Annotated in this window: 18 protein-coding genes; 9 read left to right on the top strand and 9 right to left on the bottom strand. The window is 69.5% G+C overall.

All coding sequences use genetic code 11. From position 1 onward, the window contains the following. Both A5624_RS15945 and A5624_RS15940 read right to left on the bottom strand, forming a co-directional pair. The coding region (locus tag A5624_RS15945; RefSeq protein WP_156749044.1) for a UvrD-helicase domain-containing protein at positions 1–805 on the bottom strand (805 nt) is incomplete at its 3' end. A gap of 31 nt (positions 806–836) precedes the next feature. Continuing rightward, the gene (locus A5624_RS15940; protein WP_066867968.1) at positions 837–1,679 is read right to left on the bottom strand and encodes a DUF6159 family protein; all 843 of its coding nucleotides are present in this window, start codon (positions 1,677–1,679) and stop codon (positions 837–839) included. A 117-nt stretch (positions 1,680–1,796) separates the two neighbouring features. Here A5624_RS15940 and A5624_RS15935 point away from each other — a divergent pair, with 117 nt between their 5' ends. Genes A5624_RS15935 through A5624_RS15925 form a run of 3 tightly spaced genes read left to right on the top strand, consistent with a single transcriptional unit; the run spans position 1,797 to position 3,148 of the window. Then, positions 1,797–2,006 carry a hypothetical protein gene (locus A5624_RS15935; protein ID WP_066867965.1) on the top strand — a complete coding sequence of 70 codons (210 nt, stop codon included), beginning with the start codon at positions 1,797–1,799 and terminating at the stop codon, positions 2,004–2,006. Positions 2,007–2,051: 45 nt separating this feature from the next. Beyond that, positions 2,052–2,837, top strand: a complete 786-nt coding sequence (locus A5624_RS15930) for an alpha/beta fold hydrolase (protein WP_066867962.1) — start codon at positions 2,052–2,054, stop codon at positions 2,835–2,837. 2 nt (positions 2,838–2,839) lie between these two features. Next, entirely contained in the window at positions 2,840–3,148 is a 309-nt protein-coding gene (locus A5624_RS15925; RefSeq protein WP_066867959.1) for an MGMT family protein, read from the top strand. Here A5624_RS15925 and A5624_RS15920 read toward each other — a convergent pair. The 3 genes from A5624_RS15920 to A5624_RS15910 all read right to left on the bottom strand — a co-directional run bounded on the left by A5624_RS15920 (position 3,145) and on the right by A5624_RS15910 (position 5,679). Continuing rightward, the gene (locus A5624_RS15920; protein WP_066867956.1) at positions 3,145–3,999 is read right to left on the bottom strand and encodes a TIGR02569 family protein; all 855 of its coding nucleotides are present in this window, start codon (positions 3,997–3,999) and stop codon (positions 3,145–3,147) included. The two genes, A5624_RS15925 and A5624_RS15920, sit on opposite strands and share 4 nt — an antisense overlap. Before the next feature lie 36 nt (positions 4,000–4,035). Continuing rightward, positions 4,036–5,220, bottom strand: coding sequence for an adenylyltransferase/sulfurtransferase MoeZ (gene moeZ, locus A5624_RS15915; RefSeq protein WP_066867953.1), 1,185 nt, complete (start codon positions 5,218–5,220; stop codon positions 4,036–4,038). Between the two features lie 90 nt (positions 5,221–5,310). Continuing rightward, the gene (locus A5624_RS15910) at positions 5,311–5,679 is read right to left on the bottom strand and encodes a DoxX family protein (RefSeq protein ID WP_066867950.1); all 369 of its coding nucleotides are present in this window, start codon (positions 5,677–5,679) and stop codon (positions 5,311–5,313) included. Between the two features lie 105 nt (positions 5,680–5,784). Between A5624_RS15910 and A5624_RS15905 the strand changes: the two genes are divergently transcribed. Then, a complete protein-coding gene (locus tag A5624_RS15905; RefSeq protein ID WP_066867947.1) occupies positions 5,785–6,177 on the top strand; it encodes a helix-turn-helix domain-containing protein in 393 nt (130 codons plus the stop codon). Here A5624_RS15905 and A5624_RS15900 read toward each other — a convergent pair. After that, positions 6,149–7,288 carry a DUF3152 domain-containing protein gene (locus A5624_RS15900; protein ID WP_066867983.1) on the bottom strand — a complete coding sequence of 380 codons (1,140 nt, stop codon included), beginning with the start codon at positions 7,286–7,288 and terminating at the stop codon, positions 6,149–6,151. The two genes, A5624_RS15905 and A5624_RS15900, sit on opposite strands and share 29 nt — an antisense overlap. Positions 7,289–7,383: 95 nt before the next feature. Here A5624_RS15900 and A5624_RS15895 point away from each other — a divergent pair, with 95 nt between their 5' ends. Continuing rightward, positions 7,384–8,067: a TetR/AcrR family transcriptional regulator gene (locus tag A5624_RS15895; RefSeq protein ID WP_066867944.1), complete on the top strand. Its 684-nt coding sequence runs from the start codon at positions 7,384–7,386 to the stop codon at positions 8,065–8,067. Here A5624_RS15895 and A5624_RS15890 read toward each other — a convergent pair. After that, a complete protein-coding gene (locus A5624_RS15890; protein WP_156748803.1) occupies positions 8,064–8,324 on the bottom strand; it encodes a DUF3107 domain-containing protein in 261 nt (86 codons plus the stop codon). The two genes, A5624_RS15895 and A5624_RS15890, sit on opposite strands and share 4 nt — an antisense overlap. 218 nt (positions 8,325–8,542) lie before the next feature. On the opposite strand from A5624_RS15890, the gene A5624_RS15885 reads away from it, so the two are divergent. Next, positions 8,543–9,259 carry an MmpS family transport accessory protein gene (locus tag A5624_RS15885; protein ID WP_066867938.1) on the top strand — a complete coding sequence of 239 codons (717 nt, stop codon included), beginning with the start codon at positions 8,543–8,545 and terminating at the stop codon, positions 9,257–9,259. 20 nt (positions 9,260–9,279) lie between these two features. Here A5624_RS15885 and A5624_RS15880 read toward each other — a convergent pair whose 3' ends face one another. Beyond that, on the bottom strand, positions 9,280–9,999 hold the full coding sequence (locus tag A5624_RS15880; protein ID WP_066867935.1) for a ferritin-like fold-containing protein: 720 nt from the start codon (positions 9,997–9,999) through the stop codon (positions 9,280–9,282). A 280-nt stretch (positions 10,000–10,279) separates the two neighbouring features. Here A5624_RS15880 and A5624_RS15875 point away from each other — a divergent pair, with 280 nt between their 5' ends. Both A5624_RS15875 and A5624_RS15870 read left to right on the top strand, forming a co-directional pair. Further along, positions 10,280–11,827 carry a DEAD/DEAH box helicase gene (locus A5624_RS15875; protein ID WP_066867933.1) on the top strand — a complete coding sequence of 516 codons (1,548 nt, stop codon included), beginning with the start codon at positions 10,280–10,282 and terminating at the stop codon, positions 11,825–11,827. Between the two features lie 18 nt (positions 11,828–11,845). Then, positions 11,846–13,072: a hypothetical protein gene (locus A5624_RS15870; RefSeq protein WP_066867930.1), complete on the top strand. Its 1,227-nt coding sequence runs from the start codon at positions 11,846–11,848 to the stop codon at positions 13,070–13,072. A 146-nt stretch (positions 13,073–13,218) separates the two neighbouring features. On the opposite strand, the gene A5624_RS15865 is transcribed toward A5624_RS15870, so the two are convergent. Beyond that, on the bottom strand, positions 13,219–14,019 hold the full coding sequence (locus A5624_RS15865) for a ParA family protein (RefSeq protein WP_066867980.1): 801 nt from the start codon (positions 14,017–14,019) through the stop codon (positions 13,219–13,221). A 133-nt stretch (positions 14,020–14,152) separates the two neighbouring features. Between A5624_RS15865 and A5624_RS15860 the strand changes: the two genes are divergently transcribed. Further along, the gene (locus A5624_RS15860; protein WP_066867928.1) at positions 14,153–14,743 is read left to right on the top strand and encodes an acid phosphatase; all 591 of its coding nucleotides are present in this window, start codon (positions 14,153–14,155) and stop codon (positions 14,741–14,743) included. Positions 14,744–14,777 lie beyond the last annotated feature (34 nt).

Raw genomic sequence — 14,777 nt, 5'->3', positions numbered from 1 at the left:
GAACCAGCCGGGCCGCCTGCGGGTCCAGCTGTTGGGCGTCGTCGACCAACAAGACGCGGATCCGGCCGCGTTCGGCGGACAACAGCTCGGCGTCGACGGCGAACGCCTCCAGCGCGGCGCCCACCAGCTCCGCGGCGCCCAACGCGGGCGTGGTCGCCTCCGGCGCGGCCGTGCCCACCGCCGCGCGCAGCAGCATCACCTGTTCGTACTGGCGGGCGAATTGTCCGGCGGCGGTCCATTCCGGCCGCCGGCAGCGACGGCCCAACCGCTCCAATTCCTGGGGGTCCACGCCGCGTTCAGCGCAGCGCGCCAACAGGTTTCGCAGCTCGGCGGCGAATCCCGCGGTACTCAGCGCCGGGCGCAGCGGGGCCGGCCAGGCCGTCGCCGCGCGTGGCCCGTCTTCGAGGTCGCCGGCCAGCAACTCCCGGATGATGGCGTCCTGTTCGGCGCTGGTGACCAGCCGCGGCGGCGCCTCACCGGCCCGCTCGGCCGCGCGTCGCAGGACCGCGTACGCGTACCCGTGCACAGTCCGCACCAACGGCTCGCTGACCGCGGCCCGGCCGGGGCCGGCGGGTCGCGCGCGCAGCAACGCCGTCGTCAGCGCGCTGCGCTCGGCCATCCCGATCCGGCCGGAACCGGTAAGCAGCAGAACCGATTCCGGGTTGACCCCGGCGTCGATCTGGGCGACCGCCGCGTCGATCAGCAGACTGCTCTTGCCGGTGCCGGGCCCGCCGAGAATACGCAGCTGACCGCGCGCACCCGGGTCCAAGACGGTGTGCGCTTCGGGCTCCCACGTGTAGGCCATGACGGCATGACATCACGAGGGTCCGACAGATCTAGCGCGCGACGAACGCGGACTGCAGCAGCCGGTGGTCGAACCCGCCCACCGTCTCCCCGGTGACCGCGTACTGGTAGACCGCGACACGGAAGATCTGGCTCAGCGCGGTCGAGAAGAACGAGATGACCACGGCGACCGCGAACGTGGCGGCCAGCACCACCAGACCCAGCGGCGCCAGACGCGCCGCGATCAGCGCGATGCCGCCGACCACGCCGCCCACCACGACCACCAGGGTCACCAGAAACGTGACCACCCCGATGGTGGCCGCCCCGGCGGCGCTCTCACCCCAGCGCGACTTGATGGTGTCCACCGAGCGGCGCACTGACCGAAACGGCCCGGTGCCCTCGAGCGCGATCGCCGGGATGACGAAAAACGTTGCGACGGCCCACGCCGCGCCGACCAGGTCCGCGGCGAGCTTGCCCAGGGTCGGTAGGCGCTCCTCGAGCGCCTTGAGGATCAGCCCGACCGTGGTCGCCACCACCGTCCAACCCAGGATCGGACCGATCCGGCGCGCCGCGGCGGCGATGCCCTCGCCGACCCTGGTGTCCTCGCCGCGCATGGAGCGCACCGCGCAGGCGGCGAGCGCGACGTTGAAGAAGATCGCAATGAAGGCCGACACGTATGCCGTTGCCACGCCCGCGATGTAGTAGGCGGGGTCCTGGTTGTCCACGTGATGGCCGCCGAACACGCCGCGCAGCAACAGCGTCGGCGCCCAGATGGCGATCGTGGCGAGGACGGCGAACAGGGTGGACAGGATCGGGAAGAAGACGAGCGACCGGTCTTTTTTCAGGACCTGCCAGCTCTGCTGCGAAAGCGCCCAACCGCGCCTGATTCTGCCCATGACTGCTCCCGTTGGGTCGTCGAGGTGACCGAGCGGTCAGCGTACCCGGCCACGCCGCCGCCGACTCTTACCCTGGAGGCCGCAGCAGCCGGACAACGAAAGGAGGGGTGCAAGACCATGAACGACGACGAACGCGGCTTTCCCATCGACGAGGCGCCGGAAGGCGACGCGGTGGAACAACGGCGGCCTGTCGATTTTGACGACGAGACCGGTCTGGACATCGATTACGTGGCCGCCGCCGCGGACCGGGAAGCCAACGAGGCCGACGTGATCGAGCAGGCCTACATCGTCTCCACCGACGACGATCGGGAGGATGACGACCGTTAGGGGCCGCCCGCAACCCGCGACCGCGGTGGCTGGCACCATCGACTGGTGACCGCGAAGTTGCATGTACACCGCTACGGCCCGCCGGGTCCGGTGCGGATCCTCGCATTGCACGGGCTGACCGGCCACGGCCAGCGCTGGGAGCATTTAGCCGGCTTGCTGCCCGGGATCGGTATCGCCGCACCGGATCTGGTGGGTCACGGCAGGTCCTCATGGGCAGCGCCGTGGACCATCGACGCCAACGTCGCGGCGTTGGCCGCGCTGCTCGACGAACAGCCCGGCACACCGGTGGTGATCGTCGGCCACTCGTTCGGCGGCGGGCTGGCGATGCAGCTGGCCGCCGTCCGCCCGGATCGGGTGGCGGGGCTGCTGCTGCTCGACCCGGCGGTCGGGCTGGACGGCGAGTGGATGCGCGAGATCGCCGAGGCGATGCTGTCCTCGCCCGACTACCCCGACGCCGAGGAAGCGCGCCTGGAAAAGGTGCACGGTTCGTGGTCGGATGTCGAACCCGCCCTGCTGGACGCCGAGATCGACGAGCATCTGATCGCGCTGCCGGGCGGCCGCTACGGCTGGCGGGTGAGCCTGCCGGCGATGATGTCGTACTGGAGCGAGCTGGCCCGCGAGACCGTGCTGCCGCCCGCGAAGACCCCGACCATTTTGGTGCGGGCCAAGCGCACCACGCCGCCCTATGTCACCGACCAACTGATCGACGCCCTGGCGGAGCGGTTGGGAGCGGATTTCCGGCTGCTGGATTTCGACTGCAACCACATGGTGCCCTACGCCAAGCCCGACGAGGTCGCCGCGTTGACCCGCGAACTGTTGGAAGCCGACTGACCGTGGCGCCGGTGACCGACGAGCAGGTCGAGCGGGTGCGTGAGCTGGTCGCCGCGATCCCAGCCGGGCGGGTCGCCACCTATGGCGACATCGCCACTGTCGCAGGGCTTTCCAGCCCGCGCATCGTCGGCTGGATCATGCGGACCGATTCCTCGGATCTGCCCTGGCACCGGGTGATCACCGCGTCCGGTCGACCGGCGCGACACCTGACGACCCGCCAGCTGGAGCTGTTGCGCGCCGAAGGCGTGCTGGCGACCGACGGCAAGATCGCGCTGCGCGAGGTTCGTTACGAGTTTGCCGACGGGCGCTAGAGCACCAGCCGGACCAGCGCGGCGGTGCGGGCCAGGCCGGGGAACGCCTCGGCGGTGGAACGCGGATGCAGCGCGTGGACCGCGAGGCGAAACATCAACGCCCGCAACAACATCTGCGGCCATTCGGGCAGGGCGTTCCAGCGCTCGATGAGCCCGTCGTCGGCCTCTCCCCACGACAGCGCGTCGATGACGACCACACCGGCCGCCCACGACGCGGGCCGCCAGTACGGGGTGATGTCGGTGATTCCCGGCGCCGCGGTACCGACGAAAAGCACTGTGCCGTAAAGGTCTCCGTGGACCAGCTGGTTGGGGCTCTTGGTCGGCTTGCGCAGGGTGCCCAGCTGCTGGAGCAGCTCCACCGACCGCTCGGCGTCCGCCGTCGCGGGGGCGGAGCGCGCACCCGGGGGCACCGAGGCCAGCGGCCGTTCCTCCCACGCCGCGCGGTCGGCGGCGATGAAGATGTCGACGTCACCCCACGGCGCCGTGGGCCCCTGGGTCAGAAAGCGGGGCCGATCCAGTTTGCCCGTCGCCTCGTGCAGGCGCACCGCGGCCGAGACGACTTCGTCATGGCGGGGCTCGGGCGTCCCGGCCACGAAGGTGTCCGCCCGCCACCCGGATACGACGTAGCGCCCGTCGGTGGACCGCACCGGCCGGGCCAGGCGAACGCCGTCGACGAACAGCGTCTCGCGAACCCGGGCGGACCACGCCGCGCGGGCGTTGTCGGCCACCAGCGACAAGACGACTTCGCCGCACCGCCAGCCGCCCTCCCAGCTGGCGCCCAGATTGACGGGTTTAACTCCGGCCAAACCAAACGCCGACAGCACATGATCCGGCGGTGGCTCGACTGTCACACCGGTACTCTAAACGAGTCCAACAGGCGTTCCGGGTCAGTACATGACCATGTCGGGTTGCATCTGCTGCGCCCACGCCACGATCCCGCCCTGCAAATGCACCGCGTCGGCGAAGCCGGCCTTGCGCACCACCGCCAGCGCCTGGGCCGACCGCACCCCCGTTTTGCAGTACAACACCGGCAGGCGGTCCTGCGGCAGCTTTGCCAGGCCCTCGCCGGAATTGATCGAGGACTGCGGGATCAACTGGGCTCCGTCGATGTGCACGATGTCGAACTCCACCGGCTCACGCACGTCGATCAGCGCCAGCTTCTTGCCCGAATCCAGCCAGTCACGCAGCTCGCGCGGCGTGATGGTCGACGCGGCGTCCTGTGCCGAGGGCTCGGGCGCCACGCCGCACAGTTGCTCGTAGTCGACGAGCCCGGTGATCTTTGGCCGCGACGAATCCGACGGGTCCCGGCGGATCGCGATGGTGCGGTAGGTCATCTCCAACGCGTCGTAGATCATCAACCGGCCCAGCAACGACTCGCCGATCCCGGTAATGAGTTTGATCACTTCGGTGCTCATCACCGAGGCGATGGAGGCGCAGACGATGCCCAGCACGCCGCCCTCGGCACAGGACGGCACGGAGCCGGCCGGCGGAGGCTCGGGGTACAGGTCGCGATAGTTGAGCCCGCGTCCGTTAGGGGCGTCCTCCCAGCACACCGAGACCTGGCCCTCGAAGCGGTAGATCGATCCCCACACGTAGGGCTTTTTCGCCAGCACCGCCGCGTCGTTGGCCAGATACCGGGTGGCGAAGTTGTCGGTGCCGTCCACGACCAGGTCATAGCGGCCGAACAACGCCACGGCGTTGGTGGAATCCAGCCGGAACTCGTGCAGCCGCACGTCCACCAACGGGTTGATCGCTGCGATGGAGTCGCGCGCCGACTGCGCCTTGGACCGTCCGACGTCGGCCACCCCGTGGATGATCTGGCGCTGCAGGTTCGACTCGTCGACCACGTCGAAATCGACGATGCCGATCGTGCCCACGCCCGCGGCCGCCAGGTAGAGCAGCGTCGGCGCGCCGAGGCCACCGGCCCCGATCACCAGCACCCGGGCGTTCTTGAGGCGCTTCTGCCCGTCGAGCCCCAGGTCCGGAATGATCAGGTGCCGGCTGTAGCGGGCCACCTCGTCGCCGCTGAGGTGGTCTGCGGGCGCCACCAGCGGCGGCAGCGACGTCGACACTTGCGAAACATCTCCTCGATCGGGTTCTCCCCACCATCTCAGCAGGCCGACGGACCGGCGGCAATCAGGCGACGCGCGGGCCGGGTTGGCTCAGCTCACGAATCGGCCGATCGCGACGAAGGCCGCGAGCAGCAGGAGAATCACATTGATCGGCAAAGGTTGCCGCTCGTTACGGGTCAGGTGGACGCGCAGTGCCCCGATCTGGACGATGACCAGGCCGACCGCAGCGATCGGGGTCAGGATGCGGGCGATGCCGGTCGCCTCGGGCAGGATCACACCGAGCGCGCCGAGGATCTCGACCGCGCCAACGGCTTTCACGGCCGCGTCCGAGTTGTCCTTCATCCAGTCGAGCCGGCCCGTTGCCACGAGTTGCTCGCGCGGTCGAATGATCTTGAGCCCGCCCGCGGCGAGATAGACGAATGCGAGCAGGCCCTGCGCCGTCCACAGTGCGATGTTCACGACAGTCCCCAATCCTTACCATTTGTGTGTAACCACATCGTGTGTCAGCGATGGGGCACCCACAAAAGGCACACCGATGTATGCATCCAGGAAGCAGACTTCGCTATGACGCACATCACAAAGACGACGCGGATACCCGAGGGCGGTGCGGTCCGGGAGGTGCTCGATCGCATCGGCGACAAGTGGAGTCTGCTGGTGATCGGCACGCTGCGCGGCGGACCGATGCGGTTCGGCGGGTTGGCGGAGGCCGTGGCGGGCATTTCGCAGCGGATGCTCACCGTGACGCTCAAACACCTGGTCGAAGACGGCCTGGTCGAGCGCACGGCCTACGCCGAAGTGCCGCCGCGAGTGGAATACGAATTGACCGAGCTCGGGCGAACGCTACTACCGCTGGTGATCTCCCTCGCCGAGTGGGCGATGGCGCACCGCGACGAGATCAATGCCAACCGCAGCGGTAGCAAGCGGTCGGTCAGGCGATCGGGTACGGCCAGGGATTGAACCGGCAGGTCTTGCCGTCGGCCTTGACGACGTCGGGGTCGAACTGCGCGGCGTCGTTGTTCGACGTAGAGAACGTCTGCTGCATCATCACCGGCGCCAGGGCGTTCTGCTGCTCGCAGGGCTCGTGGTGCAGGTATCCGATGGCGTGGCCGACCTCGTGGTTGATCACGTACTGCCGGTAGGAGCCGATGTCACCTTCGAACGGCACGGCTCCCCGTACCCAGCGCGCTTCGTTGATGAACACCCGCGCCTCCCGGTTGGCACCGAATACCGGGTTGTAGCAAGAGGTTTCGAGCCGGAATTCGTAGCCGCACCCTTCGCGCACCGTCACCGGCGAGACCAGCGAGATCCGAAAGTCGGGTTTGGCCCCACTGGTTCCGTCGATCCGGATGAACGCGAACTGCGGGTTGTGCGTCCAGCCCTTCGGATTGGCCAGCGTCTGGTCGACCATCTGGGCGAAGGCGTCGTCGCCGCCGAACATCGTCGGGTCGATGCCGTTCTCCACTTCGACGGTGTACCTGAACACCTTGGCGGTGCCCTGCCCGATCTGTGGCGTGGTGCCCGGCACGACGTGCCAAGTCTTATCGCCCGCTTCAGTGAACGGGCCGCCGTCCGGCAGGGTCCCGGCCGGCAGGTTGGCGTCGAATGCGGCCAGCCCGCGCGGCGGGGCGTCGATGATCGTGGTGCCCACCGCGCCGATGGCCGGCGGGCTCTGGATGGGTTTGTTGGCCGTCGGCATGGGGGCGCCGGTGCCGGTCACCGTCTGGTACATCACCACCGCGGTGAGCACCACCAGGACGGGCAGGGCGTACGCGCGCCACCCGTAGGTGGAGACGAAGCGGCCCAGCCAGGTCTGCTTGCGCCATTGTCGCGGCCGTTCACGGTCGGCCCGGGGTCGTCCGGCTTCCCGCGCGATCGGGTCGCGCAGCGCCCGCAGCGGCTCTCGCCACTCGTCGCGTAGCACCGGCACGCGACCGGTGCCGCGTGGGGGCCGCGGGGACGTCATTTCCCCAGGATTACACAGGCAGGCACCGCCGCCGCCGGTGGCGCGCCCGAATCCACCGTCCGACACCGCTTCTGCCAGCGGCGACGACGGCGATGACGGTCGCATCGACCGGTCGGGTAGTAAGGTCTTTGCCACGGGCTGCGAGCGGTTGGCCCCCATTTTCCGAGAGGGCCGGCCGCCGATAATCAGATGAGGACTCGATGAGCGAACTCGCCAAAGTGCCGGCGCGGCGCGCCGTCAGATCGGCTGACCGCGGTCGGCCGGACGGGGCCGCGGTTTCCAACCGGCGAGGCAACCGGTTGCCCCGCGACGAGCGGCGCGGCCAATTGCTCATCGTGGCCAGCGACGTGTTCGTCGACCGCGGCTACCACGCGGCCGGCATGGACGAGATCGCCGACCGCGCCGGAGTTAGCAAACCCGTTCTGTATCAACACTTCTCGAGTAAGCTCGAGCTGTACCTCGCCGTGCTGGCGCGGCATGTGGAGAACCTGGTCTCGGGTGTTCAGCAGGCGCTGAGCACCACCACCGACAACCGGCGCCGGTTGCACTCCGCGGTGCAGGCCTTCTTCGATTTCATCGAGCACGACAGCCAGGGTTACCGGCTGATCTTCGAGAACGATTACGTCACCGAACCCGAAGTGGCCGCCCAGGTGCGCGTCGCCACCGAATCCTGCATCGACGCGGTGTTCGCGTTGATCAGCGAGGATTCGGGGCTGGACCCGCACCGGGCCCGGATGATCGCGGTCGGTCTGGTCGGAATCAGCGTCGACTGCGCCAGGTACTGGCTGGATTCCGACCGCCCGATCTCCAAGGCGGACGCGGTCGACGGCACCGTGCAGTTCGCCTGGGGCGGGCTGTCACACGTGCCGCTTACCCGCTCCTAGCGCGCCTTGCCGGCGTGTTTGCCGGTTTCGGCGCTGATCCCGAAGCCCACCCGGCGCGCGTCGGCGGCGCCGATCTCCACGTAGGCGATCTTGGCGGTGTGAATCAGGAAGCGGCGGCCCCGCTCGTCGCTCAACCGCAGCAGGCCCGACGGATCGCTCAGTGCGGCGCTGACCAGATCTTCGACCTCGGCGGGCGTCTGGGCGCTGGCAAGGACCAGCTCGCGCGGACTATCCGTGATACCGATCTTGACCTCCACGGTCACCCCTTCCATGGGTCTTGCAGTCATTCCGCAGCTCTTGAAGTCCCGGCCCTGTCAGCAGCAGGCTAGTGGACGCGGCCGACCCCCACCTCGTCGCATCCCCACACTTCGCGGTCAGCGAAACCGGTCGCGGCCCGATAACGATTCGCTCTCAGGTTGTCTCACCCACCCGCGCGATACCCGATCCGTGTTTTCCCATGGCTAACTTCGGCACCATGGGTACCACGTTGCCGCACCTTGACGACAGGATCCGGGCATACCCCGACGACGACGTTGACGACGCCTGCGATACCGATCCCTACCTGAACGCCGACTACAACTGGACGGGCTGGCCCGCCGACTCGCGCTGGCGCCCCGCCACCGCGATCGTCGGCGCGGTGGTCGCCCTGGGTGCCATCGCCACCGCCGTCATCATCAACAGCGGCGACAGCGCGTCCACCAAGGCCACGCTGGGCGCCCCGGCTCCCCACCCGGTGACCTCGGCACCCGCGACCACCAAGGCGTCCGTGCCGCCCAGCTCGTCCCCGGGCCCCGCGCAGTTACCGGCCGAAACCTTCACGACGGTCACCACGCCCAGCGCCGCGCCCACCGCGCCGCCGGGGGCGGCCGCGCCCACCGTCGCGCCGCCGCTCGCCGCGGCACCGCCGACGGCCGCGGTCGATCCGCGCACCGTCGTCTACAGCGTGAACGGAACCAAGCAGCTGCTGGACCTGGTGAACATCGTCTACACCGACGCACGCGGCGTGCCGCAGACCGAGTTCAACGTGTCGCTGCCCTGGTCGAAGGTGGTGGTGCTGAACCCGGGCGTGCAGACCGAATCGGTGGTGGCGACCAGCTTCTACGGTCAGCTCAGCTGCTCGATCTTCAACGCCGCCGGTCAGCGGGTGATCGCCTCGGCCAACACCTCGAACATGGCGACCTGCGCGCGCTGAGTTAGCTGAGTTTGATGGCCTCAGCTCAGGCCGAGTTCGTGCATGCGCCGGTCGTGCGTCTGCTGCATCCGGTCGAAGAAGGCGTTGAGCTGGCCCAGCCCGCCGGCGCCGGCCATCACCAGGTCCACCAGCTCGTCGTGGTCGGCCAGCAGGTACTGGGCCTGGGTGATCGCTTCGCCGAACAGGCGGCGTGACCACAGCGCCAGCCGGCTGCGCTGCTTGCCGCTGGACGTCACGGCGGCGCGCACCTCGGCGACGACGAACTGCGAGTGCCCCGTTTCCGACAGCGCCGCGCGCACCACGTCGGCAACCTCGTCGGGCAGCCGGTCGGCGATCTCCAGGTACAGATCGGCCGCCAGGGCGTCGCCGACATACGTTTTCACCAAGGCCTCCAGCCACGTGCTGGGCATCGTCAGCCGGTGGTAGTTCTCCAGCGCAGAGACGTATTTCGACATCGCCGACACCACGTCGACGCCGCGGCTTTCCAGCGCGTCGCGCAGCTGCTCGTAGTGCTGCATCTCGGCGGCGGCCATGCTCGCCATCGATATCCGTCCGCGCAGGTCAGGGGCCATCCGCGCCTCGTCGGTGAGCCGGTAAAACGCGGCGATCTCGCCGTAGGCCAGGACCGCGAACAGCTCGTTGACACCCGGGTGATCGGCCGACAACCGCGGGGCGGGTGAATCGTCGATTCGGTCGTCGGCCAGATCGGTTTCGGAGGGCTCGCAGGAGGGCCGGGTCATGGCAACACTGTAGTCGGCTGACGTAGCGCGAAATGGGAGCCAGCTGTCGACCAGCTATCATGTAGGTAGATGGCGGCTGTATTCATGCCAGATTTTGTTTTTCAAGCCGCTATCGGCGAAATGTGCGTGCACAGCTGGCCCGCCCTAACTGGGCCCTCCCAGACTGAGCCAGGGCCGGCGACTCGGCGACGTATTCGGAGTCGGAACTCGTGCGCGCGTGACCGCGACAGAGAAATACCGACACAACCCGATACGTCACCGAAAGGCTACTTACCCACGCATGACTGCACCCACCAGCACAACTGAACTGACCCCCCAACCGACATTTGCGCAACTCGGCGTCCGCGACGAAATCGTGCGCGCCCTCGCCGAAAAAGGGATCGAAAGCCCTTTCGCCATCCAAGAACTGACCCTGCCCATGGCGCTCGCCGGCGACGATCTGATCGGCCAGGCCCGCACCGGCATGGGCAAGACCTTCGCCTTCGGCGTGCCGCTGCTGCAGCGCATCACCGCCGGCACCGCCGCCCGCCCGCTCAACGGCACCCCGCGGGCGCTGATCGTGGTGCCCACCCGGGAGCTGTGCCTGCAAGTCACCGATGACCTGACACTGGCGGCCAAGCACCTGACCGCCGATGAGGGCCGACCGCTGTCGGTGGTGCCGATCTACGGCGGTCGCCCCTACGAACCGCAGATCGAGGCGCTGCGCGCCGGCGCCGACGTCGTGGTGGGCACCCCGGGCCGGCTGCTCGACCTGAGCCAACAGAACCACCTGCAACTGGGCGGGCTGTCGGTGCTGGTGCTCGACGAGGCCGACGAGATGCTCGACCTCGGCTTTTTGCCCGACATCGAGCGGATCCTGCGCCAGATCCCGACCGACCGGCAGTCGATGCTGTTCTCGGCGACCATGCCGGACCCGATCATCACGCTGGCCCGCACCTTCATGAACCAACCCACCCACATCCGGGCCGAAGCGCCGCACTCGGCGGCCACCCACGACACCACCGTCCAGTACGTCTACCGGGCGCACGCCCTGGACAAGGTCGAACTGGTCAGCCGCGTGCTGCAGGCCGAGGGCCGCGGCGCGACGATGATCTTCACCCGCACCAAGCGCACCGCGCAAAAGGTGGCCGACGAGCTGGCCGAGCGCGGTTTCGCGGTGGGCGCGGTGCACGGCGATCTGGGGCAGGTCGCCCGCGAGAAGGCGCTGAAGGCCTTCCGGTCCGGGGAGATCGACGTGCTGGTCGCCACCGACGTCGCCGCCCGCGGTATCGACATCGATGACATCACCCACGTCATCAACTACCAGATCCCCGAGGACGAGCAGGCCTACGTGCACCGCATCGGCCGCACCGGCCGCGCCGGCAAGACCGGTATCGCGGTCACCCTGGTGGACTGGGACGAGCTGCCCCGCTGGGCGCTGATCGACAAGGCGCTGGGGCTGGATTCCCCCGAGCCCGCCGAGACCTACTCCAACTCTCCGCATCTGCGCGCCGAGCTGAACATCCCCGCCGAGGCCGCCGGCAGAGTGGGCGCCGCCCGCAAGCCGCAGGGCCAGCGCCGCAGCGGCGACCGCGACGGCACGAAGCCGGAGCAGAATTCGGAAAGGCCCGCGCGCCGCTCCGGCACCCGGCGGCGCACCCGCGGCGGCCAGCCCGTCGCCGCGCACCCGTCGGGCAATGGGGCGGCCAGCAGCAACGGCGACGCCGCCGCGGAAACGCCGGCCGGCTCGCCCCCGGGCAACGCCGGCTCCACCCGGCGCCGCCGCCGGCGTCGCAAGCCCGCCGAAGGCCAAGCCGCCACCGCGGCCGCCGCCCCGCAGAGCAACTAACAACACCCGCACCGCCGCATGGTCAGACCCGAGCGTCGCACCAAGGGCGACCTGCTCGCCGCCGCGGCCATCGCGGTCGCGGTCGCCGCGGTCGCGGCATTGATCTGGTGGACCAGCGACGCCCGGGCCACCACCAGCCGACCCGCGGCCGTCCCCGCACCCAACCCGACCCCGGCCAAGCAGGTGCCGGCCGGCCTCAAGCAGCTGTGGAGCGCCGCGAGTCCGGCCACCACGGCCCCGGTGGTCGCGGGCGGGGAGGTCGTCACGGGTGCGGGCCGCCGGATCGACGGGCGCGATCCCGACAACGGCCAGTCCCGCTGGAGCTACGCGCGCGACATCGACCTGTGTGGGGTCACCTGGTTGTACCGCTACGCCGTCGGGGTCTACCGCGACGAGCGCGGCTGCGGGCAGGTCAGCACCCTGGACGGCTCCACCGGTCGCCGGGGGCCGGCCCGCAGCGGTTACGCCGATCCGCGGGTGCGGTTGTCCTCCGACGGCATGACGGTGTTGTCGGCCGGTGACACCCGGCTGGAACTGTGGCGCTCGGACATGGTCCGGATGCTGGTGTACGGCGAGACCGACGCGCGGGTGAAGCCGTCGACGCGCGGACTGCACTCCGGTTGCCGGCTGATCTCGGCCGCGGCCAGCTCGCAGGCGGTCTCGACGCTGGAGAGCTGCGCGAACCAGGCCGACCTGCGGTTGGTGCTGCTGCGCCCGGGCAAGGACGACGACGAACCACAGCAACACCTGGTCGCCGAGCCGGGCATCGCGCCGGATTCGGGCGCCCGGGTGCTGGCCGTCGCGGAGAACACCACCGCGGTGTACCTGCCGGCGCCGCAGCCCCGGGTCGACGTGATCGACGAAACCGGCGCCACCGTGTCGAGCACCCCGCTGCCCAAGCCGCCGTCGCGCACGTCGGCGGTCTCCCACCCCGGCAGCCTGATCACCTGGTGGACCGGCGATTCGCTGATGGTCTTCGACGCGAACACCGTGTCGCTGCGCTACACCATCGCCGCGGGCGACAAGACGGCGCCGTTGGGGCCCGGCGTGATGATGGCGGGCCGGCTACTGGTGCCGGTCACCGGCGCGATCGGCGTCTACGACCCGCTCAGCGGCGCCAACGAACGCTACATTCCGGTCGACCGCTCGACCAGCGCCCCGCCGGACGGCAAACCGGTGTTCCCGGCCGTGATCGGGTCCCGGGTTCTCGAGCAGCGCGGCGACACGCTGGTCGCGCTGGGCTGACCGCGGCCGCGGCTCTTGCCGTCGAGTGTGAATCGTTGGCCTTCGGTGTGAATCCGCGGCGGCGACACGCCGATCGGGCCCGCCGCCAGTGCACAGTCAACGCCGTCAGCTCACACTCAAAGCCGCGCTGGGCTGACCCCGGCCGCTTACACCTCGACGGTGAACGTCGGCAGCGGCTTGCCGCTCTTCCAGTGCTTGAGCAACGCTTGCGCCAGCTCGCCGTAGGCCACCGCGCCCTTGTTCTTGCGGCCGGCCATCACCGACGAGCCCGAGGCGCTGGCCTCGGCGAACCGCACGGTCCGCGGGATCGGCGGGGCCAGCACCGGCAGGCTGTAGCGATCGGCGACGTCGAGCAGCACGTCGCGGGTGTGGGTGGTGCGCGAGTCGTACAGCGTCGGCAGGGCGCCGAGCAGGCGCAGCTCCGGGTTGGTGATCTGCTGGACGTCGGCGACGGTGCGCAGGAACTGGCCGACCCCGCGATGCGCGAGGGTCTCGCATTGCAGCGGCACGATGACCTCGTCGGCGGCGGTCAGCCCGTTGAGGGTGAGCACGCCCAGCGACGGCGGGCAGTCGATGATCACCACGTCGAAGTCGTCGCCGAGTTTGGCCAGCGCGCGCTTGAGCGCGTATTCGCGGCCGGCCCGCATCAGCAGCATCGCTTCGGCGCCGGCCAGGTCGATGTTGGCCGGCATCAGCGTCATTCCCTCGGCCGTCTCGACCAGGGCGGCGTTGGGCTCGACGTCGCCGAGCAGCACCTCGTGCACGGAGACCGGCAGCTTGTCGGGGTCTTGCCCCAGCGAGAAGGTCAGGCAGCCCTGCGGATCGAGGTCGACCAGCAGCACCCGCTTGTTCTCGTCGACCAACGCCGCCCCTAGCGACGCGACCGTGGTCGTCTTGGCGACACCGCCCTTTTGGTTGGCCACCGCCAATACCCGTGTCTTACTCACCGGCGCCGCCACCTCATCGCTGTCTCCCCACCTGCCTCGTCGCGTGCGGTTTACAGTGCCATCCTGGCATGTTCGCCCGCCGTGCGCTCCGGCCTGAGCAACCACCGCGAGTCGTCCGGCAGAATCGGTCGATATGGGCTTGCACAATCACCGTCTGGTGCTGCTGCGCCACGGCGAGACCGAGTGGTCGAAATCGGGCCAGCACACCGGCCGCACCGAGGTCGAGCTGACCGAGGCCGGCCGTACGCAGGCCGAGCTGGCCGGCGGGGTGCTCGCCGAGCTCAAACTCGTTGACCCGCTGGTGATCAGCAGCCCGAGGCAGCGGTCGCTGACCACCGCGCAGCTGGCCGGGCTGACCGTCGACGAGGTGACCGAGCTGCTGGCCGAGTGGGACTACGGCTCGTACGAGGGCCTGACCACGGAGCAGATCCAGGAGACGGTGCCCGATTGGCTGGTGTGGACGCACGGCTGTCCGGCCGGTGAGACGGTCGCGCAGGTCAGTGAGCGCGCCGACGCCGCCGTCGCGACCGCGCTGGAGAACATGCAAGCGCGCGACGTGGTCTTCGTCAGCCACGGTCACTTCTCCCGCGCGGTCATCACCCGCTGGGTCGAACTGCCGCTCGTGGAGGGTAGCCGCTTCGGCATGATCACCGCGTCGGTCGCGGTCAGCGGTTTCGAACACGGGGTGCGCCAGCTGCGGGCGCTCGGATTGACCGGTCAGTGAATCGCGAAGACGACGATGCGCGCCGCGCGGCGGC

The sequence above is a fragment of the Mycobacterium sp. 1482292.6 genome (assembly GCF_001672995.1).
Taxonomy (GTDB): Bacteria; Actinomycetota; Actinomycetes; order Mycobacteriales; family Mycobacteriaceae; genus Mycobacterium; species Mycobacterium europaeum_A.
The sequence above is the reverse complement of the archived record's forward strand: the minus strand, read 5'-3'. Positions and strand labels throughout refer to the sequence as shown.